At 70.5% G+C, this 24,399-nt stretch carries 23 protein-coding genes; 8 read left to right on the top strand and 15 right to left on the bottom strand.

Annotated features, from left to right (window positions below):
• Window positions 1–234 precede the first annotated feature (234 nt).
• From F1D61_RS10780 to F1D61_RS10765, 4 genes are read right to left on the bottom strand one after another with little or no spacing between them, the layout of a single operon-like run.
• Window positions 235–735, bottom strand: coding sequence for a GNAT family N-acetyltransferase (locus F1D61_RS10780; protein WP_203157837.1), 501 nt, complete (start codon window positions 733–735; stop codon window positions 235–237).
• Between the two features lie 54 nt (window positions 736–789).
• The gene (locus F1D61_RS10775; protein ID WP_203157836.1) at window positions 790–1,305 is read right to left on the bottom strand and encodes a hypothetical protein; all 516 of its coding nucleotides are present in this window, start codon (window positions 1,303–1,305) and stop codon (window positions 790–792) included.
• An 11-nt stretch (window positions 1,306–1,316) separates the two neighbouring features.
• Window positions 1,317–1,838: a GspMb/PilO family protein gene (locus tag F1D61_RS10770; RefSeq protein WP_203157835.1), complete on the bottom strand. Its 522-nt coding sequence runs from the start codon at window positions 1,836–1,838 to the stop codon at window positions 1,317–1,319.
• Entirely contained in the window at window positions 1,835–2,902 is a 1,068-nt protein-coding gene (locus F1D61_RS10765; RefSeq protein WP_203157834.1) for a hypothetical protein, read from the bottom strand. The genes F1D61_RS10770 and F1D61_RS10765 overlap by 4 nt, the downstream gene beginning before the upstream one ends.
• A gap of 157 nt (window positions 2,903–3,059) precedes the next feature.
• Here F1D61_RS10765 and F1D61_RS10760 point away from each other — a divergent pair, with 157 nt between their 5' ends.
• The 3 genes from F1D61_RS10760 (at window position 3,060) to F1D61_RS10750 (ending at window position 6,518) form a co-directional block, all read left to right on the top strand.
• Window positions 3,060–4,790: a GspE/PulE family protein gene (locus F1D61_RS10760; protein WP_203157833.1), complete on the top strand. Its 1,731-nt coding sequence runs from the start codon at window positions 3,060–3,062 to the stop codon at window positions 4,788–4,790.
• A complete protein-coding gene (locus F1D61_RS10755; protein ID WP_203157832.1) occupies window positions 4,791–6,005 on the top strand; it encodes a type II secretion system F family protein in 1,215 nt (404 codons plus the stop codon). It abuts the gene before it with no gap.
• A 195-nt stretch (window positions 6,006–6,200) separates the two neighbouring features.
• A complete protein-coding gene (locus F1D61_RS10750; protein WP_246775820.1) occupies window positions 6,201–6,518 on the top strand; it encodes a hypothetical protein in 318 nt (105 codons plus the stop codon).
• A gap of 43 nt (window positions 6,519–6,561) precedes the next feature.
• Here F1D61_RS10750 and galU read toward each other — a convergent pair whose 3' ends face one another.
• On the bottom strand, window positions 6,562–7,428 hold the full coding sequence (galU, locus tag F1D61_RS10745; protein ID WP_203157831.1) for a UTP--glucose-1-phosphate uridylyltransferase GalU: 867 nt from the start codon (window positions 7,426–7,428) through the stop codon (window positions 6,562–6,564).
• Window positions 7,429–7,607: 179 nt separating this feature from the next.
• Here galU and galE point away from each other — a divergent pair, with 179 nt between their 5' ends.
• The 3 genes from galE to F1D61_RS10730 all read left to right on the top strand — a co-directional run bounded on the left by galE (window position 7,608) and on the right by F1D61_RS10730 (window position 10,658).
• Window positions 7,608–8,600, top strand: coding sequence for a UDP-glucose 4-epimerase GalE (galE, locus tag F1D61_RS10740; protein WP_203157830.1), 993 nt, complete (start codon window positions 7,608–7,610; stop codon window positions 8,598–8,600).
• A 3-nt stretch (window positions 8,601–8,603) separates the two neighbouring features.
• Window positions 8,604–9,785, top strand: a complete 1,182-nt coding sequence (locus tag F1D61_RS10735; RefSeq protein ID WP_203157829.1) for a lytic murein transglycosylase — start codon at window positions 8,604–8,606, stop codon at window positions 9,783–9,785.
• 75 nt (window positions 9,786–9,860) lie between these two features.
• The gene (locus tag F1D61_RS10730) at window positions 9,861–10,658 is read left to right on the top strand and encodes an aldolase (protein WP_203157828.1); all 798 of its coding nucleotides are present in this window, start codon (window positions 9,861–9,863) and stop codon (window positions 10,656–10,658) included.
• 331 nt (window positions 10,659–10,989) lie between these two features.
• Here F1D61_RS10730 and F1D61_RS10725 read toward each other — a convergent pair whose 3' ends face one another.
• The 7 genes from F1D61_RS10725 to F1D61_RS10695 all read right to left on the bottom strand — a co-directional run bounded on the left by F1D61_RS10725 (window position 10,990) and on the right by F1D61_RS10695 (window position 16,970).
• The gene (locus tag F1D61_RS10725; RefSeq protein ID WP_203157827.1) at window positions 10,990–11,415 is read right to left on the bottom strand and encodes a DUF4267 domain-containing protein; all 426 of its coding nucleotides are present in this window, start codon (window positions 11,413–11,415) and stop codon (window positions 10,990–10,992) included.
• A gap of 247 nt (window positions 11,416–11,662) precedes the next feature.
• Window positions 11,663–12,673: a zinc-binding alcohol dehydrogenase family protein gene (locus tag F1D61_RS10720; RefSeq protein WP_203157826.1), complete on the bottom strand. Its 1,011-nt coding sequence runs from the start codon at window positions 12,671–12,673 to the stop codon at window positions 11,663–11,665.
• A gap of 284 nt (window positions 12,674–12,957) precedes the next feature.
• Window positions 12,958–13,740 carry a transporter substrate-binding domain-containing protein gene (locus F1D61_RS10715; protein ID WP_203157825.1) on the bottom strand — a complete coding sequence of 261 codons (783 nt, stop codon included), beginning with the start codon at window positions 13,738–13,740 and terminating at the stop codon, window positions 12,958–12,960.
• 19 nt (window positions 13,741–13,759) lie between these two features.
• Complete coding sequence (locus F1D61_RS10710) at window positions 13,760–14,488, bottom strand: amino acid ABC transporter ATP-binding protein (protein ID WP_203157824.1); 729 nt, start codon at window positions 14,486–14,488, stop codon at window positions 13,760–13,762.
• Window positions 14,472–15,125, bottom strand: coding sequence for an amino acid ABC transporter permease (locus F1D61_RS10705; RefSeq protein ID WP_203157823.1), 654 nt, complete (start codon window positions 15,123–15,125; stop codon window positions 14,472–14,474). The genes F1D61_RS10710 and F1D61_RS10705 overlap by 17 nt, the downstream gene beginning before the upstream one ends.
• Window positions 15,126–15,138: 13 nt before the next feature.
• A complete protein-coding gene (locus tag F1D61_RS10700; RefSeq protein WP_203157822.1) occupies window positions 15,139–15,822 on the bottom strand; it encodes an amino acid ABC transporter permease in 684 nt (227 codons plus the stop codon).
• Window positions 15,819–16,970, bottom strand: coding sequence for a mannitol dehydrogenase family protein (locus tag F1D61_RS10695; protein ID WP_203157821.1), 1,152 nt, complete (start codon window positions 16,968–16,970; stop codon window positions 15,819–15,821). The genes F1D61_RS10700 and F1D61_RS10695 overlap by 4 nt, the downstream gene beginning before the upstream one ends.
• 199 nt (window positions 16,971–17,169) lie before the next feature.
• Between F1D61_RS10695 and F1D61_RS10690 the strand changes: the two genes are divergently transcribed.
• Entirely contained in the window at window positions 17,170–18,126 is a 957-nt protein-coding gene (locus F1D61_RS10690; RefSeq protein WP_203157820.1) for a GntR family transcriptional regulator, read from the top strand.
• A gap of 410 nt (window positions 18,127–18,536) precedes the next feature.
• Window positions 18,537–20,030, top strand: coding sequence for a TolC family protein (locus F1D61_RS10685; protein WP_203157819.1), 1,494 nt, complete (start codon window positions 18,537–18,539; stop codon window positions 20,028–20,030).
• Between the two features lie 96 nt (window positions 20,031–20,126).
• Here the strand turns inward: F1D61_RS10685 and F1D61_RS10680 are convergent, their stop codons facing one another.
• The 3 genes from F1D61_RS10680 to F1D61_RS10670 all read right to left on the bottom strand — a co-directional run bounded on the left by F1D61_RS10680 (window position 20,127) and on the right by F1D61_RS10670 (window position 24,396).
• The gene (locus F1D61_RS10680) at window positions 20,127–20,753 is read right to left on the bottom strand and encodes a GDSL-type esterase/lipase family protein (protein WP_203157818.1); all 627 of its coding nucleotides are present in this window, start codon (window positions 20,751–20,753) and stop codon (window positions 20,127–20,129) included.
• 198 nt (window positions 20,754–20,951) lie between these two features.
• Window positions 20,952–23,105 carry a peptidase domain-containing ABC transporter gene (locus F1D61_RS10675; RefSeq protein ID WP_203157817.1) on the bottom strand — a complete coding sequence of 718 codons (2,154 nt, stop codon included), beginning with the start codon at window positions 23,103–23,105 and terminating at the stop codon, window positions 20,952–20,954.
• A 4-nt stretch (window positions 23,106–23,109) separates the two neighbouring features.
• On the bottom strand, window positions 23,110–24,396 hold the full coding sequence (locus F1D61_RS10670) for an HlyD family secretion protein (protein ID WP_203157816.1): 1,287 nt from the start codon (window positions 24,394–24,396) through the stop codon (window positions 23,110–23,112).
• Window positions 24,397–24,399 lie beyond the last annotated feature (3 nt).

Below are 24,399 nucleotides of genomic sequence, written 5' to 3'. Positions count from 1 at the left end.
CAGATCAAAATCCATATATGAGCAAGTAAAATATATTTATCTGTTTGACTTTCAGCGATAAAGGACGGTCTTATAAAAACTATTTTTTTAAATTTTTTTGGTGCGTGACCGTCGTGGCTGCCCTTGATACGATCTTGTCTTATGTGCCTGGCTGGCTCGTGAACCACGCCGAGGCCGACCTGTCGCCGCCCCGTTCGATGAAACGTGCGGCGCGCGTGCCCGTCCCCCATGCGGTCACCCACGACGCAAGCGATGATCGTCGTCGAGCGTGAGCACCATGTCCCACCGGTCCAGCCCCGGCCCGTAGCCGTCCGGCGTCACCCTCACGGGCCGGAAGCCGAAGCGGGCATAGAAGCCCTGCGTCAACTGGCTGGTATCGAGCCTGACCCGGGTCACGCCGGGGATCGCGGCGGCGGCGCGCAGGCGCATCTCCGTGAGTTGCGTCCCGAGGCCCGTTCCCTGGAGCGACCGATCGACTATGCCCCAGCAGAAGCCGGCGGTGGTCCCGCCCGCCTCGACGGTGCAGCCGCCGCAGGCCACGAGGCGCCCGTCCCGCTCCAGCACCCGATAGCCCCAGGCCACGGCGAGATCGGCCAGGAAGGCCTCGAACATCGTGTGGTCCGAGGTTGTGAAGAAGGTGGGGCTGTTGCCGTCGAGCAGGGCGAGGCAGGCATCCCGGTCCGACGGGGCGTAGGCGCGGTCGGTCACGGTCCGGTTCGTCGAGGGGGCGCGCATGGCGCCACCGATATCGCCTTCGCGCGCGGCCGCAACCTCCGAACCGTTGGGGCTTCACCGCCGCAATGACGGCTCCGTCACCGGCTTCGCGCCCACCGGCCGCAGGGTCGTCGGGGTGCCGAGGAAGGGCGCGACGTAGCGGCGCTCGCCCTGGACCAGGGTGACCGCGTCGCGGCCGATCGCGGCGACCCGCCAGTCGCCCCGCCCCTCGCCGCGGGCGAGCCAGTCCCGGCTGCCGCTGCCGTCGTCGATCAGCACCCGGGCGGCCGCGCCGTCGAGGAGGATGCCGCGCACGGTCAGCACCGGCCGCGGCGGGTCGCCGAGGAGGCTGTCGCGCGGGCCCCGGGCGGTCCAGGGGCGCCGGCCGGGATCGAAGAGCGGGCGCTGCAACGCGGCCTCGTCCGGCGGCGGCATCGGGGCCACCGTGCGGCGCGGCAGGGGCGCGGGCCCGCCGTCGATGGGCCAGGCGAAGGCCGCGAGCATCGCGATCGCGGCCAGCCCGCAGGCGATGCGGGATCCGCGCCCGGTCGCCGCCAGGGTGGCCCGTAGATGGGGGGCGATCCGTCTCACGGGACGCTCCGTCACGGCGTGGCCTTGGGGGCGGGCGCCAGCACGCCGCGGGTGGTGAGGGTCAGGCGCAGCACGGTCGCTCGTCCGATCTCGGGATCGGCCGGCCGCTCGACGCTGATCGCGGCTTCCTCCAGCACCACCAGCGGCGCACCGGTCTCGAGGGCGTCGAGCAGGCCGTGCAGGCCCTCCGCGGTGCCGCGCAAGGAAGCCGACAGGCGCGGCAACGTCGGCCGGCTCGGGTCGGGCTGGATCCCGGCCCCGTCGACCGCGACGGTTCGCTCCGCCGCGAGCGCGCTGAGGCGGGACTGGAAGGCGGCGACGAGGCCGGCCTCGTCCGCGGCGCTCAAGGGAGCCGGCGACGGCGGCGCGAGAGCGGCGGCCTGCGCCCGGGCCAGGCGGTCGCGGGCCATGGCGATGTCGTCCTGCGCCGACAGCGCGTCGAGCACCGGTCCGGTGCCGATGGCGGCGACCACGGCGAGCCCGGCGAGGCCGAGGAGCAGCGGCCGCCCGGCGACGGGGACGACCGGCGTCACGGCCGGGCTCCCGTCGCGCGGCGCGGCAGCGCGACGACGAGGCGCTGGCCGCCCTCCATGGGTGAGGATTGGCGCAGTTCCGGCGCACCGAACCCCGGAAGGCGCCCCAAAGCCGAGAGCACCGCCGGAGCGTCGGGGGCGAGCAAGGTCAGTTCGAGTCCCTCGCGGGTGAGGCGCAGGGACTGCGCCGAGGCCGCGTCCGGCACCGCGGCGGCGACCGCGTCCCAGATCCGCGCGAGCGGGAGGCCGCGCTCGGCCAGCATCGCGGCGGCGCCGGCCTGGACCGCCGGGGGCAGCCCGGAGGAGGCCGACCGCCGGGCGGTGGCGAAGGCGTCGTCGAGGGCATCGAGCGTCGCCGCCTGGTGCTGGCGCAGGCCGAGGAAGGCGCCGACGAGGAACAGCCCGGTCGCGGCCACGAGGACGAGGTTGCCGGAGCTGCGCAGGAGGCCCGGCAGGGCGTGGTGCCCGCTCGACAGGAGATCGACCGGCATCGTCCGGTCCTCCGCCGGGCCGACCGCGACGACGCTCGCCGTCAGCCCCGCCCCCGCCAAGGCCGCCAGCACCGGGCCGAGGCGGGCGCGCTTGAGCACGACGTGGCGCACCCGCAGGGTGCGGGTCTCCGGGTCCTCGCCTTCGACGTACCAGTCGCTGAACACCTGGTCGGCCCGGAACGGGGTCGCGGCCTCCAGTTCCTGCGCCAGCACCGCCCGCATCCGCGGCAGCGCCGCGCTCGGCAGGTCGAGGGTGCGGATGAAGCAGGCGGCGGGATCGACGATCACCTTCGCCCGACCCTCCGGCCGGCCGCCCCGGATGGCGGCGATCTGCTCGGGCAGGTCGTCCGCCCGGAGGTCGAGGCGGTAGGTCCGGTCCGTCCCGTCGCGCCGGTCGATCACCGTCAGCCCGGCCTCGTGCGGCGCCCCGAGCCGCAGCGTCAGCACGGCCGGCTCGCGGTCGGCGCGGGCCTCGGTCAGGCCGAGGAGATGCGACGCGGCGTCGACGCCCTGGCGCAGCGAGGCCTCGAGCGACGTCAGAAGGCCCTGGGAAAAGGCGGATGGCGCGCGCAAGACGGGTCGGCTCCGGCGCCCGCTCAGTCGTCAGGGGGCGTCGCGGACCGGTCTAACGCAGCGATATTTCCGTCCGCTTAAGGACGCCGCGCGAGAATGGACCCTGCGGCGCGGCGCCGGATCCGCTTCTCTCTCGTGTTATCTCTGGGGCAGGACGATGCTGAGCATCTGGGCGGGCAAGACCCGGCCGCGGCGGGCGCGGGCCGACCGGCGCGACGCCGCCCGCAGCCGCACCGAGGACCTGCGCGCCTTCGTCGACCGCCTCGCCGAGAGCGAGGTGCTGGACGAATCCGGCCACGAACGGGCGCTCGCCGCCCTCGACGGCCCCGGTCGCCGACCCCTGCCGCTGCTCCTCACCGAGCTCGGCCTCGTCCACGAGGCGACGCTCGTCACCGCCCTCTCGGAGGCGACCGGCCTGCCGATCCTGCGCCAGGAAGACCTGCCGGGCGAGCCGGTCCTGGCCGACCTGCTCTCGCCCGATTACTGCGCCCGCGCCCGGGTGCTGCCGCTCGCCGCCGAGCCCGACCGCCTCGTCGTCGCGCTGGTCGATCCGTTCGACACCGAGACCGGCCAGGCGATCGAGCACCTCGTCGACAGGCGGGTAGCCTTCCGCCTCGTCGGCCCGGGCAGCTTCGAGCGGGCCCACCGCGCCGTCTACGGCGACGTCGCCGAGGAGGGCGAGGCGGGGAGCGACGACGACCTCGCCCGGCTCGCCGACGTGGCGAGCCAGGCGCCGATCGTGCGGCTCGCCGCGCGGCTGGTGCGCAAGGCCTTCGAGCTCTCGGCCTCCGACATCCACCTGGAGGCGGAGGAAGCCGACATGCGGGTGCGCTACCGGGTCGACGGGGTGCTGGTCGAAGCCGAGCGGCTGCCGAAATCGGTGCAGCTCGCGCTCACCACCCGCATCAAGATCCAGGCCGGCCTCAACATCGCCGAGCGGCGCCTGCCGCAGGACGGGCGCATGCAGGCCCCCGATCGCGGCCAGGACGTCGACATCCGCGTCTCGACCCTGCCGACGGCGCATGGCGAGAGCGTCGTCTTGCGCGTCCTCGACGGCTCGCGCCGGGTCGAGGACTTCTCCGCGCTCGGTTTCGACGCGGCGGCGATCAGTGCGATCGCCGCGATGACGAGCCGGCCGAACGGCCTCGTCCTCGTCACCGGCCCGACCGGGTCGGGCAAGACCACGACGCTCTACGCGGCACTCCGCCGGATCAACGGCCCTCACCTCAAGGTCGTCACCGTCGAGGACCCGGTCGAGTACCGGATGGCCGGGGTGAACCAGGTCCAGGCCCATCCGGGCATCGGCCTCGACTTCGCGGCGGCCCTCCGCTCGATCCTGCGCCAGGACCCCGACGTGGTGATGGTGGGCGAGATCCGCGACGGCGAGACCGCCCGCATCGCCGTGCAGGCGGCGCTGACCGGCCACCTCGTCATCTCGACGCTCCACACCAACTCCGCCCCCGCCACCGTGACCCGGCTGATGGACATGGGCATCGAGCCCTACCTCATCGCCGCGACCCTCAACGGCGTGGTGGCCCAGCGCCTGGTGCGCCGGCTCTGCGCCGCTTGCGCCGAGCCCACCCCGGCGAGCCCGCAGGAGCGGCTGCGCCTCGGCATCCCGGCCGACGCCCCCTTGAGCCTCAAGCGGGCCCGCGGCTGCCCGGCCTGCAACGGCACCGGCTATCGCGGCCGGATGGTCGCCTCCGAGATCATGACCCTCGACGGCGAGTTGCGCGGGCTGATCGCCACTCGCGCCGACGAGCAGACCCTGGCCGCCCGGGCTGGGTCCGCCGGCATGACGACGCTCGCCGACAGCGCCCGGGCTCGGGTGCTCGACGGCGACACCACCCTCGACGAGGTCGGGCGGGTGCTGGAAGGGACGCTGTAGATGCCGCGCTTCGCCTACAAGGCCTATGCGGCGGACGGGCGGTCCCGGGCCGGCCGGATCGAGGCCGAGACCCGCCAGCGCGCCGTGGCGCGCTTACGCGCCGACGGGCTCCAGGTCTACGAGATCGCGCAGGCGGCCTCCGGCCCGGCGCCGTTCTGGCGCCGCGACCTGTTCGGGCGCGACCGGGTCAACGATGCCGCCCGCGTGGCCTTCCTGCGCGAGTTCGGCACCCTGGTCGGCGCCGGGCTCACCGTCGACAAGGCGCTCCGCCTCGTCGAGCGCCAGGCCGGGCCGGCGCTCAAGCCCGTCCTCGCCGACCTGCTGGAGCGGGTCGTCGCCGGCGCCTCCCTGTCGCGGGCGATGGCGGCCCATCCGCAGGCCTTCCCGCGCGACATGGTCGACATCGTGCGCGCCGGAGAGGCCACCGGCACCCTCGTCGACGTGGTCGGCTCGCTCACCGCCTCGATCGAGCGCCGCGACGCGGTCAAGCGCCACCTGGTCTCGGCGATGATCTACCCGGCTTTGCTCATCGCGATGGCGGTCGGCACCGTGGCGATGATCGTCGGCGTGCTGGTGCCGGCGCTTGCACCCCTCTTCGAGGGCAGCGGCCAGGCGCCGCCCTTCGCGATCCGTGCCGCGGCCTGGCTCGGCGAGACGCTCTCGGCGACCTGGCCGTTCCTGACCGGCGGCCTCGCGCTCCTGGTCCTCGGTCTCGCCCGGGCCTGGCGGAGGCCCGGCTTCGCGGCGTCCCGCGCGCAGCTGGCGCTCCGCCTGCCGCTGGTGCGCGAGATCGTGGTCGGCATCGAGTGCGGGCGGTTCTGCCGGGTGCTCGGCACGCTTCTGACCGCCGAGGTGCCGATTCCCGACGCTGTGGCGGCGACGCGTCCCTTGGCCGGCAACCGGGTGTTTCGCCATGCCCTCGACGAGGCCGGGCGGCGGCTGGCGGAAGGCGGCAGCCTCGCCTCGGGGCTGGCCTCGCTCAAGCCCTACGCCGCCTCGACGCTGAACCTCATCGCCAGCGGCGAGCAGGTGAACCGCCTCGGCAGCGTGCTGATCCACGCCGCCGAGATGCACGAGACCGAGACCCGCCAGCGCATCGACCGCCTGCTCGCCCTGCTCACCCCCCTGGTGACGGTGGCGATCGGCGGGCTGATCGGCGGGCTGATCATCTCGGTGATGGGAGCGATCCTGAGCGTGGGGCAATTGACGCAGTAGCGGCGGGGGAACCCGGCCGGAGGCCGTGGGCGTTAGCCGTGTCCTCGAATGACGGAACCGTCCGAGACGAGACGGGCGCAAGTCTCCCCTCTCCCACACCTGGCCGCGATACCGGGTGAGTCCGGTATCGCCGGGAGAGGGGATCCCGCGCCTCATGCGGTCGAAGACGGTTCCGCCGAAATCGTGAGCGCCGTCGTGTCCGTCAGATATTGGAAGTCCGGGCTTCTGGCCCTGCTCGCCGCTCTGGCGGCGATCCCCACGGCCGCGCTCGCCCAGGGGCGCCCCTCGACCCTCGCCATGACCTGCGGCCAGGCGCGGAGCTTCCTCGCCGCGCGAGGCGCCGCGGTGCTCGGCACCGGCGGCTACACCTATGACCGCTTCGTGCGCGACCGCAGCTTCTGCGAGCCGACGCAGGTCACGAAGAACGCCTTCGTGCCGACCCGCGACACGCCGGAATGCCTCGTCGGCTATCGCTGCATCGAGCCGAGCCGCAACTGGTTCGACGACGAATAGGGCGGCCGGCGTCGAGGCGCGCAGCCTCGACGCCGGATCCGCGTCAGCCCTTCGCCAGCAGCGCCTCGATCTCCTGCTTCAAGGCGTCGCGCAGCTCCGGCCGCTCCAGGCCGTAGGCGAGGTTGGCGACCAGGAAGCCGAGCTTCGAGCCGGTGTCGTAGGTCTTGCCGCGATAGTGCATGCCGTAGAACTTCTGCGTCTCCGACAGGCGCTTCATGCCGTCGGTGAGCTGGATCTCGCCGCCCGCCCCGCGCTCGCCGCGCTCGAGGATGGAAAAGATCTCCGGCTGGAGGATGTAGCGGCCCGAGATGATGTAGTTCGACGGCGCCGTGCCCTTCGGCGGCTTCTCCACCATGCCGGTGATCTCGAAGGTGTCGCCGTATTCCTGGCCGACGCTGACGATGCCGTACTGGTGGGTCTGGTCGGGGGCGACCTCCTCGACGGCGATGATGTTGCCGCCGTGCTGCTCGTAGGCCTTGAGCATCTGCACCATGCTGCCGCGGCTGAGCATGTCGGGCAGGATCACCGCGAAGGGCTCGTCGCCGACGATCTCGCGGGCGCACCACACCGCGTGGCCGAGGCCGAGCGGCTCCTGCTGGCGGGTGAAGCTGGTCTGGCCGGCGGCGGGCAGGTCCTTCTTCAGGGCCTCGTAGGCCTCCGTCTTGCCGCGCTCCTGAAGCGTGCGGTCGAGCTCGTAGGAGATGTCGAAATGGTCCTCGATCACCGCCTTGCCGCGGCCGGTGACGAAGATGAAATGCTCGATGCCCGCTTCCCGGGCCTCGTCGACCACGTGCTGGACCACGGGACGATCGACGACCGTCAGCATCTCCTTGGGCACCGCCTTGGTCGCCGGCAGGAAACGGGTGCCGAGACCGGCAACCGGGAGGACGGCCTTGCGAATGCGTTTCATCGTGCGTGATCCCGTGAACACCGAGGAGAGGCCGGACCGCCCGGCGGGGGCGGCCATCCCCGGGCATCTCACGCCCGGCGGACATCCTCCCCCGGGCACCCTTGCCACCGGACAGCTTAATTGACGCTGAAGCATTGCGGGGTATGGATCAAGCCGTCTCACGCCGGGGAGCAGACGGAATGGCGGTACTTGTCACGGGCGGCGCCGGCTACATCGGCAGCCACATGGTGCTCGCCCTGATCGACGCCGGACACGAGGAAGTCGTTGTCCTCGACGATCTCTCCACCGGCTTCGATTGGGCGCTGCCGCCGGAAGTCACGCTGGTGCGCGGCGACGTCGCCGACCAGACCCTGGTGGCCGAGACCATCCGCCGGCACAATATCGACGCGCTGGCGCATTTCGCCGCCAAGATCGTGGTACCGGATTCGGTCTCCGATCCCCTCGGTTACTACCTCGCCAACACGGTCAAGTCGCGCGCCCTGATCGAGGCGGCGATCGGCGCGGGCGTGCGCCATGTGATCTTCTCCTCGACGGCGGCCGTCTACGGCGAGCCGTCGGTGGTGCCGGTGCCCGAGGACCTGGCGCCGAACCCGATCAACCCCTATGGCCGCTCGAAGCTGATGACCGAGTGGATGCTGGAGGACGCCGCCCGCGCCCACGGCATCACCTACGTGGTCCTGCGCTACTTCAACGTGGCCGGCGCCGACCCGCGCGGGCGCTCGGGCCAGTCGACCCCCAACGCCACCCATCTCATCAAGGTCGCGACGCAGGCCGCGCTGGGCCGGCGCGAGCGGCTGGAGGTGTTCGGCACCGACTATCCGACCCCGGACGGGTCGTGCCTGCGCGACTACATCCAGGTCTCCGACCTGGCGCAAGCCCACCTCGTCGCGCTCAACCACCTGCGCCGGGGCGGCGAGAGCCTGACCCTCAATTGCGGCTACGGCCGCGGCTACTCGGTGCTCGAGGTGATCGACGTGGTGAAGTCGGTCTCCGGCGTCGATTTCCCGGTCAAGCTGTCGCCGCGCCGTCCGGGCGACCCGTCGCGGATCATCGCCGGGGCCGACCGGATCCGGGCCGAGCTCGGCTGGGTGCCGCAGCACGACGACCTGCGCGAGATTGTCACCCAGGCGCTCGCCTGGGAAGACGCGCTCGGCCGGCGCAACCGGATCTGATCGATGCCCCAGACCCGGTTCGTCCTGCGCAGCGTCCTGGCGCTCGGCGCCGTCCTCGTCCTCGCCGCCCCCAGCGGTGCCGGCGATTTCCGGGCCTTCGTCGAGGAGTTGTGGCCGGCCGCCCAAGCGCGAAAGGTGTCGCGGGCGACCTTCGACGCGGCGTTCCGGGGCGTCACCCCGGACCCGGCGGTGCTGGCGCGCCTGCGCCGCCAGGGCGAGTTCGGCCGGGCGGTCTGGGAATACCTGACCGGTGCCGTCTCGCCCGGCCGCATCGCCCGCGGGCGGGCGGAAGGAGCGCGCCGCGCCGAGACCCTGGCGGCGATCGAGGCGGCTTACGGCGTGCCCGGACCGGTTCTGCTTGCCTTCTGGGGCATCGAATCGGATTTCGGCGCCAGCGCCGGCACGATGCCGGTGATCCGGGCGCTCGCCACCCTGGCCGAGGCGCGCCATCGCGGCGAGCTGTTTCGCGACGAGCTGCTCGCCGCCCTCGAGATCCTCGAGCACCACGACGTGACGCCGGAGCGGATGCGCGGCTCCTGGGCCGGGGCCATGGGGCAGACGCAGTTCCTGCCCTCGGCCTACCTGCGGGCGGCGGTCGATTTCGACGGCGACGGCCGCCGCGACATCTGGGCTTCGGCACCCGACGCGCTGGCCTCGATCGCGCATTTCCTGCAACAGGCCGGCTGGCGCCGCGACCTGCCCTGGGGCGTCGCCGTGACCCTCCCGGCGGGGTTCGACCTCGCGCGCTACCGCGGCCCGTTCGCCGATTTCGCCCGGCGCGGGGTGCGGACCCTCGACGGCGCGCCCCTGCCCGACCAGGGCGAGGCGAGCCTGTTCCTGCCCGGCGGCGCCGGCGGCCCGGCCTTCCTGCTCACCGCCAATTTCGAGGTCATCCGCGCCTACAACACCTCGGATTCCTACGCGCTCGCCGTCGGCCACTTCTCCGACCGGATCGCCGGCGGGCCGCCGCTCGCCGCGTCCTGGCCGACCGGGCCGCGCCTCGACCAGGCCGGGCTCGCGGCACTCCAGCGCGGGCTCTCCGCCCGCTCGCTCTACGAGGGCCCGTTCGACGGGCGCGCGGGCCCCAAGCTCCGCGAGGCGGTGCGCCGCTACCAGATCGCCGAGGGGCTGCCGGCGGACGGCTACGCCACCCCTGCCCTGCTGGAGCACGTGAGGGCGCACTGATCCTCTCGCGACCATGGACAAGCGGGTCCGGCTTCCGCCAGGATCCGGCGTGAGAGTTCAGGAGACACGGACACCATGGCTCACGCATTCGGCGCGCCGGCCGGCGAGCGGATTCCGGACGGTCTCAACCAGCCCGATCTCGCCGGGCCCGAGGTGCGCCGGGCCAAGGAGGATCTGGCGGCCTGCTTCCGCATGGCGGCGCGCCACGGCCTGGAAGAGGGCATCTGCAACCACTTCTCGGCGATGGTGCCGGGCTACGACGACCTCTTCCTCGTCAACCCCTACGGTTACGCCTTCGCGGAACTGACCGCCTCGAAGCTCCTGGTCTGCGACTTCCACGGCAACGTCGTGTCGGGCGAGGGGCAGCCGGAGGCGACCGCCTTCTACATCCATGCCCGCCTGCACAAGCGCATCCCGCGGGCACGGGTCGCGTTCCACACCCACATGCCCTACGCCACCGCCCTCTCGATGACCGAGGGCGATCCGCTGATCTTCGCCGGGCAGACCTCGCTCAAGTTCTACGGCCGCACCGCCTTCGACCGGAACTACAACGGCCTCGCCCTCGACGAGCGGGAGGGCGACCGCATCGCCGACAGCGTCGGCGAGGCCGACATCGTGTTCATGAAGAACCATGGCGTGATGGTGCTCGGACCGACCATCGCGGAGGCCTGGGACGACCTCTACTACCTGGAGCGCGCGGCGGAAGTGCAGGTGCTCGCCCTCTCGACCGGCCGCGCCGTCCTGCCGGTCGATCCCGCCATCGCCGAGGCCGCCTACCGCCAGATGCGCGAGGGCGATCCGGAATCGGCCCGCCTCCACCTCGCCTCGATCCGCCGCCGGCTCGACCGGGAGGAGCCGGATTACGCGGCGTGATGCAGCGTCCGTTCGATCTGGCCGATCGTATCGACATCCTCGATGTCATCCCGGGGCCGCGCAGCGGAGCCCGGGATCCATAACCGCCGACGGTTCGGGATGAAGCGGGACGCCGGTCGCCTTATCCGGCACCGTCAGCAGTTATGGATCCCGGGTTCTCGACTTCGTCGAGCCCCAGGATGACGTCGAGAGATGTCGGCCTCTAGAGCACTTCACGATCGCGTTGCAATCGCGAAGCTCTCTAGGTCGTTGATTTTGCCGCATTTTCTGCGACGAACCGGTATCCACTTCGTCGGAAAATGCTCTAGGTCGGATCGACCGACGCAGCCGCTCAAACAGGCTCTCTCGCCGGGGCCAGCATCCACAGGGCGATGACTGCCAGCACCCCGGCGCTCATCCCGTGCAACGCCACCTGCCACCAGGCCGCCGTGCCGGCGGACAGGATGAGGGCGAGGTCGCAGGCCGGGATGACGAGGCTGCCCGCCAGCACGATCGCCACGGCGCGCCGGGTCGAGAACAGGCCGAGGCCGGCGAGATGAATCGCGAGGGCGGCGTCCCGCGCGCCGATCGCCCTGAGATAAGTGCGGCCGGCCCCTTCGGGCTCCGGCACGCCGTAGATCAGCGCGCCGAGCGCGGGCGCCGCCAGGAACAGGCCGCCCAGCGTCAGGAAGACCAGCGCCATGGCCAGCACCACCCAGAGGCGCAGGTCGGAGGGGGAGAGGCGGCCGTCTCCGGTGGTGAGGTGTCGTCGGTCCATGCCACCGGCATGCCCGACGGCGCGGGCTGGTGCCTTCACCTGGGTTGATGGCTTGCTTGACCGTTCGACATTCTCCATCCCACCCGCGACCTCATCCTGAGGTGTCAGTCGATCAAGGATCGACTGACCTCGAAGGAGGGTCCAGGGATCGCAGCGGCATCTGGAGCCCTCCTTCGAGGCCCACTTCGTGGGCACCTCAGGATGAGGTCGCGGGTGGGATGGAAAAGTCCCCTGCGGTGTAATGCAGTCAGAGTTCCAGAATCGCCTTGATCACCCCCGCCTCCGGCCGCAGCCAGTCGCGGAACAGCTCCGGTCCATCCGTCAGCGCGCCGCGATGGGTGCGCAGGGCCTGGGTCGGCACCCGGCCCGCCTGCATCTGGCGCACCACCTCGGCGAAGTCGTCGGGTTGGGCGTTGCGGCTGGCGAACAGGGTGGTCTCGCGCTTGTGGAATTCGGGGTCGGAGAACACGATGTCGTCGCGCACCACGCTCACCAGCACATAGCGCCCGCCATGGCCGACGAAGCCGAAGCCGCGCTGCATCGCGGCGCGGTTGCCGGTGCAGTCGATGACGCAATCGTAGAAGTCGCCCGACGTGGCGGCGCTCGCCTTCGCCTCGGCCTCGTCATTGGCGAGAAGCAGCGCGTCGGCGCCGAGCGAGGTCTGCGTGAAGGCCAGCCGGTCCTCGCGCAGGTCCATGACCGTGACGTGGGCGCCGCGCGCCTTGGCGAAGATCACCGCCGACATGCCGATCGGCCCCGAGCCGACCACCAGCACCCGGTCCCCGGCGGTGATGCCGCCGCGCTTCACGCCGTGGGCGCCGATCGCCAGGAACTCGATCATCGCGGCGTCGTCGAGCGGGGTGTCGCCCACCGGCACCACGTTCCGGGCCGGCACGCTGATCAGCTCGGCCATGCCGCCGTCGCAATGGACGCCGAGCACGCTGATGTTCTGGCAGGCATTGGTCACGCCCTTGCGGCAGGCGACGCAATGTCCGCAGGACAGGTAGGGCACGACGTAGCAGTTCTGGCCCGCCTCCAGCCCGCTCCCGGCCGGCGCCCGCTCGATCGTGCCGGAGAGCTCGTGGCCCATCACCCGCGGATATTGCAGGAACGGGTGTTTGCCCTGGTAGATGTGGAAATCCGTGCCGCAGATGCCGACCCGGCGGATGCGCACCAGCGCCTCGCCCTCGGCCGGAACCGGCTCCGGCCGCTCGGTCAGCCGCAGCCGGCCCGGCTCGTCGCAGAGGAGCACCTTCATGGGATGGGTCTTTCGGGAGGATGGAGTGGGATAGGGGCTGGTTGGGGAGAACATGAGGCGCGGGCCTGCCCCTCTCCCCGCGGGCGGGGAGAGGGCCGTGTCGACGTTCAGGAGACGCGGCAAGCGGAGGCGAAAGCCGGAGCGAGGGTGAGGGGGTATCTCAGGATGAGACTCCTCCGGCAAAACCCCCTCACCCTCGCCCTGCGGGCTCGCCGCACCCTCTGAACGAGGGCTCGGCCCTCTCCCCGCCCGCGGGGAGAGGAGAGGCCCGCGCCTGACCCTGATTACGCCAGCATCTCGGGCGGCAGGTCGCTGCCGTGATAGGTCTTGTAGATCGTGTTGAGCTTGCCGTTGCGCAGGTTCTTGTGCACCCACTCGTTGAGCGCGGTCTGGAGCTTGCCCTCGCCCTTGCGGATGCCGATCGCATAGGGGAACGTCCGCATCACGATCTTGGTCTCGAACGGCGCCGGGGGCTTGCGGGCATTGGCGGTGTTCATCACCTGCGGCGAGGTCGCCACCATGTCGACCTGGCCCGAGACCATCGCGGTGATCAGCGTAGCGTCGTCGTCGTAGCGCACCATCTGGGCGCCCTGGGCGCGGGTGGTCGCCTCCTTGTCGTTTGTGCTGCCGCGGGTGGTGCCGAGGCGCTTGCCGACGATTGCGGCATAATCCTTGACCTCGCGGTCCTTCGGCCCGGCGATCACCGCCTGGATCACCCCGTAGGGGTCCGAGAAGTCGATCACCTTCTGGCGCTCCTCGTTCACGCTGAACGAGGCGATGACCATGTCGGCCTTGCCGGTGAGCAGGAACGGCACCCGGTTCGGGCTCGTCACCTGCACGACCTCGAGCGGCAGCTCCCAGTCGGCGGCAAGTAGCCGCGCGGTCTCGACGTCCGAGCCGGTCGGCTGCATCGCGGCATCGGTCATGCCGAAGGGCGGCGAGCCGAGATCGAGGGCGACGAGCAGCTTCTTGCGGCTCCTGATCGTGTCCAGCGTGTCGGCGAGCGCCGGCATCGCCAGGGTCGAGGCGGCCGCGAGGCCGCCGGCCAGGAAGGTCCTGCGCTTCATCCCCAAATCTCCTTCTTGATCACAGCCCGCTGCCGACGAAGTCGCGCAGTTCTGGCGTGCGTGGGTTGTCGAGGTCGCGCCCGGCCAGGGTCTCCCAGACCCGGCCCTGGCGCATGTAGATGACGGTGCCGGCAACGCGGCGGGCAAAGCCCATCTCGTGGGTGACCAGGATCATGGTCATGCCGCCGCGGGCGAGATCCTCCATGACCTTCAGCACTTCCGAGGTCAGCTGCGGGTCGAGCGCCGAGGTGACCTCGTCGAACAGCATCACCTGCGGCTGCATGGCGAGCGACCGGGCGATGGCGACCCGCTGCTGCTGCCCGCCGGACAATTGCTCGGGATAGTGCTCGGCCTTTTCGGCGAGCCCGACCCGGGTCAGGCACTCCATCGCCAGGTCGCGGGCCGCACCCCGCTTGAGGCCCTTCACGCAGGTCGGCGCCAGCATGATGTTCTGGAGCGCGGTGAGATGCGGGAAGAGGTTGTAGCTCTGGAAGACGATGCCGACGGAGAGGCGCAGGGCCCGCTTGTCGAGGCTGGGCGAATGGATCGCGTGGCCGCAGACCTCGATCGCGCCTTCCTCGATCGTCTCGAGCGCGTTGATGCAGCGGAGCGCCGTCGACTTGCCGGAGCCGGACTGGCCGATCAGCGCCACCACCTCGCCGCGGCCGACCTCGAACGAGACGCCGTCCAAGACCTTCAGCGGGCCGAAGCTCTTGTGGACGTTGGCAAGCTTAACGACGGCCGACATTGAGCCTCCTCTCCAGCCCGCGGCTCCAGGCCGACAGCGGATAGCAGATGGCGAAGTAGAACAGCGCCACGATCACGAAGATGATGAAGGGCTGGAAGATCGAGTTGTTGATGAGCTTGCCGGCCTGCGACAATTCCACGAAGCCGACGACCGAGGCGAGCGAGGTGTTCTTGACGATCTGGACCAGGAACCCCACCGTCGGAGCGGTGGCGAGCCGCATCGCCTGCGGCAGCACCACCCGGGTCAGGCGCTGCCAGGGCGACAGGGCCAGGCACTCCGCCGCCTCCCACTGGGTCTTCGGCACCGCCTCGATGCAGCCGCGCCAGATCTCGCCGAGGAAGCCCGAGGCGTAGATGGTGAGCCCGGCACCCGCGGCGATCAGCGCCGGCAACTGGTCGAAGCCCGCGATGGCGAGGCCGAAATAGATCATGAACAGCAGGATCAGGAGCGGCGTGCCCTGCACCACCTGCACGTAGGCCGAGGCCAGGCCCCGCAGGACGCGGTTGCGCGAGATGCGCGCGAGCGCCACGCCGAAGCCGAGGAGGCCGCCGCCGATGAAGGCGATGGCCGAGAGCGCCAGCGTCCAGCCGGCGGCCTGGAGCAGGAACCAGAGGTGCTGGGGTCCGAAGGTCGGCATCACACCCCTCCCCTTACAGAGCCGTGCCGAGCTTGCGCCGGCGGGTGAAGACGAGTTGGCCGAAGCCCCAGAAGGCCCACCGCACGACGAAGGACAGGGCGAGGTAGACGAGGCCGACGACGATGTAGGTCTCGAAGCTGCGGAAGGTGTCGGACTGGATGCGGTTGGCCACCGCCGTCAGCTCCTCGGCCGAGATCTGTGAGCAGATCGAGGAAGCGAGCATCAGCAGCACGTACTGGCTGACGAGAGCCGGGTAGACCCGCTCGATCGCCGGGCGGAGCACCACGTGCCAGTAGATCTGGCGGCGGTTCAGCCCCAGGCACTCGCCGGCCTCGACCTGCGCCCGATGGATGCTCTCGATCCCGGCGCGCATGATCTCGCAGGTATAGGCCACGACGTTGACGACGAGTGCCAGCACCGCCGCCACGTTGGCATCGACCCGCAGGCCCAGCACCGCGATGCCGAAATAGACCAGGAAGATCTGGACCAGCAGCGGCGTGTTGCGGATCACCTCGACATAGGCGCCGACGATCCGCTGGAGCCAGGGCGGCCCGTCGGCCCGGGCGATGGCACAGAGCGCGCCGCCGATGAAACCCAGAACCGTCGCCACCGCCGACAGCTGGAGCGTCAGCCAGACGCCGGCCGCGAAGTCGCGCCAGTACGGCAGCAGGGACGCGAAATCGAACTGGTAGGTCATGCCGCGCCCGATTTCGGATGGGCGGCGGCGAGCGCCCGCAGCACCGGCGCCGGCAAGCTCACGCCCGCCTCCTCGACCCAGGCCAGGAAGGCGTCGACCCGGCGCTCGACCTTCTGGACGTGGTTCTGGGCGATGTCGGCGATGCGGTGGTTCAGGTAGGGGTTGAGGAACCGGTCGAGGGTGGCGGCGACATAGGCCGTGGCCTCCGCCTCCATCCCGCGGGCGGCGAATCCCGGCACCACCTCGTCGCGGTAGAGCGCGTCGAGCCGGGCCCGGATCGCCGGATCGGCCAGGATCTCGCGCACGGTCTCAGCCTCAGGCCGGCCCTCGCGCTGCCAGATCTCGGCCAGGAACGTGTGGCCGAGATTGAGGATGTGCAGCTTCAGCCGCTCGTAGGGTTCGAGATCGTCGGCGAGCACGATGCAGGGATGCTCGCACGGGAGCACGAGGCCGGGCCGGCGCTCGATCGCCCACAGGGCGTAGGGCTCGGCCACCGCGCCGACGGGCTCGATCGGTTCGGAGACGATGCGGTCGACCAGCGTGTCGGTGACGATCACGCTCTCGCGCAGCCAGGCCGAGAACGCCTCCGGCAATCCGGCTTCCGCGGCGAGGTCGAGGACGAGGCCCTGGAGCACCCGGCCGTTGCGGTTGACGAGTTCGCAGGGCAGCAGAGTGAGCGGGCGCCCGCCCGCCTGCCAGCGGCGATACAGGAGCTGGGTCAGCTTGCCCGGAAACGAGACCGGGGGATGCGCCGCGACGAGGCCCGGACCGCGATCGGCCGGGTCGATCGCGTAGCCGGTATCGCCGGTATTCGAGAGGACGATCTCGGCCTCCTCGACGAACAGGGCCGTCACCGCGTCCCAGTCGGTGGTGGCCGAGAGGCCGCGGTCGATGCTGGTGACGGTGACCTGCCGCTCGACCGGAGCCCCGTCGGCGATGCCGCGGATGACGACTGGATAGCCGCTCGCCGCCCCGAAGGCGGCGACGCGCCCGGCGCGGGCAGCGCTGCCTGACGTCTGCACCACCGCGACCGGGCCGACCGCCTGGCCGGCCTCGCGCGCCTCGTGGATGAACAGGTCGGCATGGGCTTGCAGGAAGCGGCTGGTGCCGAACTGGACGACCCGCCGGTTTGTCCGGGCGGCGCTCATGCGCGATGCGCCGCGCAGGCGGAAATGCTGCCGATCGGGGCCAAGGGCGTGTCCTCGCAGGGTGGGTCTTATGTATTATCATGCATAAAGAACCGCCTCGCTGCGGCTGTCAAACGGTTTTTTATGTGCGAAAAACCGATCCGAGGCGGATGGACGGTTTCCGGCCGGCATACTGGAATCGCCGTCCTGGGAGGGTGGAATGCGGGCGAACACGGTCCACAAGCGGGCCTACAACCAATGCTTGTCCACGCTCGCCGCACGGCCGCTCGGGCCGTGGTGCGCCTCGGAGGCCGAATTGTCCGAGGCGCTGGAGGTCAGCCGCACCACCGTGCGGGGCGTGCTGGCCGGCCTCGCCGCGGCCGGCATCGTCGCGACCGACGGGGGGCGGCGATGCCTGATCCGTCACCCGGTGCCGGAGGATCATTTCCCGGGCGTCGAGACCGAGACGGTGGCGGAGGCCGTCGAGCGCAAGTTCATGCAATGGGTGCTCCAGGGCGATTGCCGCCCGGGCCAGGTGGTCAACACCTCGGAACTGGCGCGGCTGTTCGGCGTCTCGACCACGGCGGTGCGGGAATACCTGACCCGGTTCAGCCAGTTCGGGCTCTTGAAGCGGCGCGAGAACAGCGGCTGGATCTTCGCCGGGGTGACGCCGGACTTCGCCGCCGAGATCTACGAGATCCGCGAGATGTTCGAGCTGCGCTCGGCCCGCCGCTTCGTCGAGCTGGCGCCGGATTCACCGGCCTGGGCCGAACTCGCTTCGATCGAGCGCGAGCATCACGCCCTGCTCGCCGAGATCGACGCGCGCCATCGCGACTTCTCGCGCCTCGACGAGCGGTTGCACCGGCTGATCCTCGATGCCTCGCGCAACCGCTTCATCCGCGATTTCTACGACGTGATCTCGATCATCTTCCACTATCATTACCAGTGGGACAAATCGGACGAGAAGGAGCGCCACCGCGTCGCCCTGGGCGAGCATCTGGACTACATCGCCGCCCTGCGCTCGCGCGACCTGCGCCAGATCGACCAGACCTGCCGGGCGCATCTGCGCACCGCGCGGGCGACCCTGCTGCGCTCGATCGCCGTCGGCCCGCTCGGCGGTGTGCCGGCGCGGGGGCAGGAGGCGGAGGGTGCCGTGGTGTTCCCGACTGCCGGGTGATGGTTCGGCGTCGCGGGGTGGGCCGGACCACTCGCCTCTCGATCGGTCTCGGATGTCAGAGCCTGTTCGGCCCTCTCGACCGTTTTCACACCCTCCTCGTCATTCCGGGCCGCGAAAGCGGAGCCCGGAATGACGGGATGGTTTTGAGATCCGTATCAATCAATCAGATGTGGTATGAGATAATATCAAATGTCGTTGGCGGATCGACGTGGCGGCCGTGGAAAACGACATTGCGATATCGCAATCAAAAGTCAGTCGTCCCAACAAATCCGGTATCGTCGTCCTGCGCAGCCGATCCCCGTGAGTCGCTGCGTCCGTAGGTAAGGCTTCGTTCACCCTGTTGCGCGAAGAAGAGAGCGGCCGTTCGCAGGTCCTCGCCAGGAAGGCGCCCCCTACCCTTCGGAGATCAGATGCCGGTGCGGCGCGCGAGGTTGGAGAGGCTGGGCTGCGGCATCATGGCGAGCCTGGCGATCCTGGCGGGCTCGGCCGGCGCGGCCCGGGCGCAGAGCCTCGAGGAGGCCTCGGCCGCGGCGCTCGACGCGAGCTTCGTGCTGCGGGCCGAGCGGGCGCGCCAGGATGGGGCCGAGGAGCGCCTGCGCGGCGCCATCGATGCCTTCATGCCCACCGTCGCCTTCACGGCCGACCGGCCGCTGCGGAGCCGCATCACCTATTCGCCGGAAGCCGCGCCGCCTACGGTCGGGCTCGACGCGACGCCGCGGCGGTCGCCGACGGTGGTCGGTCTCACCGCGAACCTGCCGCTCTTCGACGGGTTCCAGCGCTGGAACGGCTACCAGACGGCGCGGACGCTGGCCGAATCGGGCCGTCTGCTGCTGATCGGCCGGCGCCAGCAGGTGCTGCTCGACACTGCCATCGCCTACATCGCGGTGCTGCGCGACACTCGGATCCTGGCGGCCCGCGACGCGCAGCTCGTGGCGATCCAGCGCATCGCCGCCTTCACCGACAAGCAGTTCGAGCTCAACGACGCCACCCGCACCGACGTGGCGCTCGCCCGCTCGCGGGTGCAGGAGGCCGAGGCCCTGCGGATTCGCGCCCAGGCCGACCTCACCGCGTCCCGGCTCGAGTTCACCCGGCTGACCCGGATGGCGCCGGAGCGGATGCTGCCGCCGCGCCTGCCCGACCGGCTGCCGCGCAGCGCCGACGCCTATGCCGAACTGGTGCGGACGGCCAATCCGGACATCGCCGCATCCCAGCTCGAGGCGGAGGCCGCGGGATATCAGGCCAAGGCCGCGGTCGCCGACCTCCTGCCGAGGGTCAACCTGCAATTCTCGAAGATCGCCCAGGTCGGCTACAGCCCGGTCCTCGACCGGATCACCGACACCACCACCCGGGTGGTCGCGACCGTGCCGATCTACACGCCGGGCAGCCTGCCGCGAATCGGCGAGGCCTCGGCGGTGGCGCGCCAGCGCGGCTACGAGGCGCAGGACAAGGAACTCGCGACGCTCACCTCGGCCCGCATCGCCTTCGCGCGCCGGCAGGCTACCGCCGAGCAATACACCCAGCTTGTTGCCCGCATCCGCGAGCTGCGCGAGACGATGCGGGGCTTCGGGATCGAGCGGGCGGCGGGGTTTCGCACCGTCCTCGATGAATTGAACATCCGCGGCGAACTCGCCAATGCCGAGGTGGCGGCGGAGATCGTCTTGAACGAGCGCGATGGGCAGGCGCTGCAACTGGCGGCGGCCGCGGCTCTGCTGGATACTGCGCCTGGCGGGCCGGCTGCCCGGCGATTCGAGTCGGTCGCGCCCCCGTCGTCGCCGCCCCTGCGCCGCTCGCTCGCGGCGGTGCCGGTCGAGAAGGCTCCGGCCCTGCGCGGCAGCGCGACGCCTGCCGCGAGGCGATTCCCGGCACCGATCCTGCGGGTGTCGCGGTCTGAAGAGCCTCGATAGGAATTGACGCTGCTGTCTCATCCCAACGGGTTCGACCGTGCGAAGGGCTGCCGAGGATGGCCGGCATCGCCATCATCGTGGTCGCATCGCCGTTCCTCAGCGACCGCTCCGGCCGAGCATCGCGCCGATCTTCGGCGCGATGCGCTGCGCGACCATGCCGTAGCCCTCGGCCGTGAGATGCTGACCGTCCGGTTGCCGCGCGCTGGCGGGAATGCCGGCGGAGAACTGACCGAGGAAAATGGCGTGATGCCGCATGGCCGCCTCGCGCGCGGCGCCTCCGAGCCCGTTGAAAACGGCGACCGCGATGCCGCGTGCCTGCAATTGCGTGATCACGGCGTCGAGATTGGCCGCCGATTGCCCTGGATCGACGATACGACCGCCTTGCCGCCGCCCACCCCGACCGTCGTTGCTACCCGGCTGTAGGATGACCAGCCGCGTCCCGTCCGGCACGCTCGAGCCAAGACGGTTTAGCATGCCTTCGGAGGTATCTCCGCTCACACCCGCATTGATGACCGATACATCGAGACCCTTCGCGCGCAGGATCTGTTCCAGCTGGGCGGGATAGGCTTCTGCCGTGGAGAGCTTCATCCCCTCCGTGTTGCTGGCGCCGAGCGCCACGATGGTTGCCGAGGCGGCACGCGCACTTTCCGATGCGATCGGCAGTGTCGCCAACCAAGCTAGTACTGGCAAAATCAAGATGCGGCCAGTTCTGGGCTCGGGCATGGGGCGCTCCTGTCGAACGGAAAGTCGGTCGGTTGTTCGGCCGCCACCCTATGGTGATTTTCGAAGGAAGTGTAGCCTGTGGCTGCGGCCGATCGAAACTCAGCCTTCCCCAGTCCCGAACTCCGGTCTCTGCGGTCTCCAACGACGATGGGGGGCGAGGCACCGTCGAGCGGGCAAGACAGGCATCCGCCTGCCTCCTCACGCCGCCTCCGTCTCCGGCGCCCCCGGCTGTGCCGGCGGGCGCGGATCCTCGGTGAGACGCCCGTTCTCGATCCGAAAAACCCGATCGACCTGGTCGAGCAGGCGCTCGCTGTGGGTGATGAACACCTTGGCGGCCTTCACGCCCTTCAGGCTCTCGACGAGGGCGACTTCCGTCGCCGGGTCGAGATTCGCCGTCACCTCGTCGAGGAGCATCAGCCGCGGCCGGCGGCAGATGGCCCGCGCCAGCAGCAGGCGGCGGCGCTGGCCGGTGGAGAGCACGCTGCCCTCCTCCGAGACGTGGGTGGCGTAGCCCTGCGGCAGCCGCTCGATCTCCTCGCGCAGAGCGACCCGGGTCAGGGCCGCCTCCATCTCGGCATGGGATACGGCGGGATCGAACAGCGACAGGTTGTCGGCCACCGTGCCGGCGAAGAGGCCATCGTCGGCGAAGACGACGCCGAGATTGGCGCGGTACTCGCGCTTGCCGAACTGGCCGATCGGCGCCCCGTCGATGGTGACCGTGCCGGCGGCGGGCTCGGTGAGGCTCGCCAGGATGCGCATCAAGGACGACTTGCCGGATCCGGAGGCGCCGACGATCGCGATCGTCTCGCAGCGGCCGACATCGATGGTCAGCGAGGCGCCGGTCAGGATCGGTTCGTCGCCGCGGCCGAAGCGGATGGTGACGTTCTCGACCTTCACCTCCTTGCGGATCGCCCGATGGAAGGTCGCCTCGTGCAGGCCCTCCTCGGGTGCCTGGCCGATTACGTCGTCGAGGCGGGCGACATGGACCTTGAGGGCGGCGAGCTGGAGCAGGCTGGTCGTCAGGTGGTTGACGCGGTCGAAGAAGTCGGTGCGCAACGCGATGAAGGCGTAGAGCGTGCCGATCGTCAGCGTATTCTTGATGACGCCGGTGATGCCGAGATAGAGCGTTGCCACGGTGCTGATCGCGATGACGACGTGCATCAGGAACTCGGCGTCGAGCCCGGCCTTCTTGGCCCGGAAATCGAGATTGGCGAAGCGCGCGAAGCTCTCGAACCAGTTCATGGCGAAGAGCTCGGTGCTGTTATGCGCCTTCAGGCTGCCGATGCGCTGGAGCCCGTCGATCAGGCTCGCCTGCTCCTGCGAGCGCGCCTCGAGCGAGCCCGCGGTGGCGCGGTTCAGCGTCGGGAAGGTGACGAAGCGCATCGCCAGCACGGCGGCCAGCGTCGCGAGCACGATCGACGCCATGGCGGGCGAGTAATAATACATCAGCCCGACGAGCAGGAACGACGTGCCGATATCGGCAAACGACGTGACCAGGCCCCCGACCATGAAGTTGCGGATCGTGTCGATCGACTGGATGCGGGTGACGAAATCGCCCGGATGGCGCAGCTCGAAATAGCTCAGCGGCAGGCGCAGCGCGTGGCCGACGACGTTGCGGGTGAACTGGAGCTGGAGCAGCGTCGAGGCGCGGAGCGCGATGTAGCCGCGCAGCCACTGCCCGAACGCCTCGAACAGCATCATCAGCACGAGGCCGACGGCCAGCATCTGCATCAGGTCGAGATCGACCTGCGGGATCACCACGTCCAGCGCGATCTGCAGCAGCACCGGTGTGGTGAGGCCGAGAAGCGAGATCGCCACCGAGACCAGCGTGATCTGCCACACCGTGCCGCCCAAGCCCCGGGCGCTGCGCAGGATGTCGAACAGCTTGAGCCGGTCGCCGACCTTGATCGCCCGGAAGTCGAGCCGGGGCGCGAATTCGAGGACGATGCCGCCGAACAGGCGCTCCATGTCGGCCCGCTCGTAGATGCGCAGGCCGAATTCCGGGTCCTGGATGTGGTATTTTCCGCGGGAGATCTTCTCCAGCACCACGAAGTGGTTGCCGCGCCAGTGCAGGATCGCCGGCAGCGCCACCTGCTCCAGCTCGGTCACGCCGTCGAGGGCGTAGCCGCTGGCGTCGAGGTCGAGGCTGTCGGCGAGCTGCACGATGCTGGCGAGCGTCATGCCGTTGCGCGAGAGCGGGAACAGCGCGCGTAAGTAGGCGAGGTCGATGTCGTGGCGGTGGTAGTTCGCCACCATCGCGAGCGCGGCGAGCCCGCACTCGTTGGCCTCGTTCTGGAGGATCGAGCGCACCCGGCGCTTGGGCGCGAGCGCGCGCTTGAGCCAGTCGGTCATCGGATCATCCTCTCCCGCGCATCGCCCGGATCGGATCGAGCATCCAGTCGATCAGGCGGCGGCGCTCGACCACGATGTCGGCCGAGAGCGTCGAGCCGATGCGGATCGGCTCGTCGATCCCGTAGGCGCGCATGGTGCGCGAATCGGGCCGCACCTCGACCCGGTAGACGGATTGGCGCGCGGCCGCCGCCCCCGCCGCGTCGCTCGTGCCGTCGTCGGCCGAGGCCAGCATCGGGTTGCGGAGCGGCGTGCCGGAGATCACCGTGATCGTCCCCTTGGCGATGCCGAAGGTCTTGAACGGGAAGGCGTCGTATTTCAGCACGACCTCCTGGCCGACCTTGGCGAGCCCGATGGCGCGGGCCGGCACCTCCAGCACCACCAGTGGATCGGCCCGGGTGTCGCCGAGGATCGCCACGACCTGGTCGGCGGTGACCGAATCACCCGGCTGGACGTAGAGGCCGGCGACCTGGCCGTCGGTCGGCGCCACCACGTCGATGCGCGACTGGGCGCCGAGCGCGGTGATCTGCGCCTCGATCGCGCTCAGCTCGTTGCGGGTGGTGGCGAGCTGGGCCGCCTTCTCGGTGTCGCCGGTGCGCTGCGCCCGCAGGCGCTCGGAGGTGCTCTGCCGCAGCTCGGCCCGGCGGGCGCGCAGCTCGGCGATCTGGCGGGCATAGTCGAGGGCGGCGCGTCGCTGGCCGTTGAGGGTCTCGCGGGTGGCGTAGCCCTGTTTCATGTAGGCCTCGACGCGGGAGACCATCTCCTCCTGCTGCGCCAGTCCCTCCTTGAGGGTGCGCTCCTGCTCGTCGAGGGCGCGCAGGACCGCCGTGACGTTGCGCTCCGTCTCGGCGCGGTCGCCGCGGGTGGAATCGAGATAGACCGAGAGGCGCGCCTCCTCGGCGACGAGCCCGGTGCGCCGTTCCTGGAGGCTGCGCAAAGTCGCCCCGACGGTCGAGACGCCGCCGGTCGTCTGCTCGCGCAGCTGCACCTGCATCAGGCGCTCGCCGCGCTTGACCGTGTCACCCTGCTTGACGGCGATGTCCCGGACGATGCCGGCGGCCTGGGCGTCGAGGCGGGTGAGGCCCGAGGCCGCCGAGACGTAGCCGCGGACCGATTCGGAGCGGGCGAGCCGGCCGAGGAACAGGCTGGCGACGATCACCACGATGATCGCGCCGAAGAACCACGCCATCCAGACGCTGCCGCGGTCGTGCTGCAGGTGGACGGTGCCGGTGAGCCGCCGACGCTGGAAACTGGCCTCCGCGGGGGAGGCGCCGCGGGTTCGCTCATCGACCATCCG

It is taken from the genome of Methylobacterium aquaticum (genome assembly GCF_016804325.1).
GTDB classification, from domain to species: Bacteria; Pseudomonadota; Alphaproteobacteria; order Rhizobiales; family Beijerinckiaceae; genus Methylobacterium; species Methylobacterium aquaticum_C.
This window is presented reverse-complemented; position numbering and strand designations above follow the sequence as displayed.

What these genes read in the sequence shown, in the direction of transcription:
- F1D61_RS10735 (WP_203157829.1), top strand. Translation starts at nt 8,604, where the DNA reads ATGCCCCAGACCCGGTTCGTCCTGCGCAGCGTCCTGGCGCTCGGCGCC.
- F1D61_RS10705 (WP_203157823.1), bottom strand. Translation starts at nt 15,125, where the DNA reads ATGCCGACCTTCGGACCCCAGCACCTCTGGTTCCTGCTCCAGGCCGCC.
- F1D61_RS10685 (WP_203157819.1), top strand. Translation starts at nt 18,537, where the DNA reads ATGCCGGTGCGGCGCGCGAGGTTGGAGAGGCTGGGCTGCGGCATCATG.
- F1D61_RS10725 (WP_203157827.1), bottom strand. Translation starts at nt 11,415, where the DNA reads ATGGACCGACGACACCTCACCACCGGAGACGGCCGCCTCTCCCCCTCC.
- F1D61_RS10670 (WP_203157816.1), bottom strand. Translation starts at nt 24,396, where the DNA reads ATGGTCGATGAGCGAACCCGCGGCGCCTCCCCCGCGGAGGCCAGTTTC.
- F1D61_RS10675 (WP_203157817.1), bottom strand. Translation starts at nt 23,105, where the DNA reads ATGACCGACTGGCTCAAGCGCGCGCTCGCGCCCAAGCGCCGGGTGCGC.
- F1D61_RS10715 (WP_203157825.1), bottom strand. Translation starts at nt 13,740, where the DNA reads ATGAAGCGCAGGACCTTCCTGGCCGGCGGCCTCGCGGCCGCCTCGACC.
- F1D61_RS10730 (WP_203157828.1), top strand. Translation starts at nt 9,861, where the DNA reads ATGGCTCACGCATTCGGCGCGCCGGCCGGCGAGCGGATTCCGGACGGT.
- F1D61_RS10700 (WP_203157822.1), bottom strand. Translation starts at nt 15,822, where the DNA reads ATGACCTACCAGTTCGATTTCGCGTCCCTGCTGCCGTACTGGCGCGAC.
- F1D61_RS10710 (WP_203157824.1), bottom strand. Translation starts at nt 14,488, where the DNA reads ATGTCGGCCGTCGTTAAGCTTGCCAACGTCCACAAGAGCTTCGGCCCG.
- F1D61_RS10780 (WP_203157837.1), bottom strand. Translation starts at nt 735, where the DNA reads ATGCGCGCCCCCTCGACGAACCGGACCGTGACCGACCGCGCCTACGCC.
- F1D61_RS10680 (WP_203157818.1), bottom strand. Translation starts at nt 20,753, where the DNA reads ATGCCCGAGCCCAGAACTGGCCGCATCTTGATTTTGCCAGTACTAGCT.
- F1D61_RS10755 (WP_203157832.1), top strand. Translation starts at nt 4,791, where the DNA reads ATGCCGCGCTTCGCCTACAAGGCCTATGCGGCGGACGGGCGGTCCCGG.
- F1D61_RS10760 (WP_203157833.1), top strand. Translation starts at nt 3,060, where the DNA reads ATGCTGAGCATCTGGGCGGGCAAGACCCGGCCGCGGCGGGCGCGGGCC.
- F1D61_RS10690 (WP_203157820.1), top strand. Translation starts at nt 17,170, where the DNA reads ATGCGGGCGAACACGGTCCACAAGCGGGCCTACAACCAATGCTTGTCC.
- F1D61_RS10695 (WP_203157821.1), bottom strand. Translation starts at nt 16,970, where the DNA reads ATGAGCGCCGCCCGGACAAACCGGCGGGTCGTCCAGTTCGGCACCAGC.
- galU (WP_203157831.1), bottom strand. Translation starts at nt 7,428, where the DNA reads ATGAAACGCATTCGCAAGGCCGTCCTCCCGGTTGCCGGTCTCGGCACC.
- F1D61_RS10720 (WP_203157826.1), bottom strand. Translation starts at nt 12,673, where the DNA reads ATGAAGGTGCTCCTCTGCGACGAGCCGGGCCGGCTGCGGCTGACCGAG.
- galE (WP_203157830.1), top strand. Translation starts at nt 7,608, where the DNA reads ATGGCGGTACTTGTCACGGGCGGCGCCGGCTACATCGGCAGCCACATG.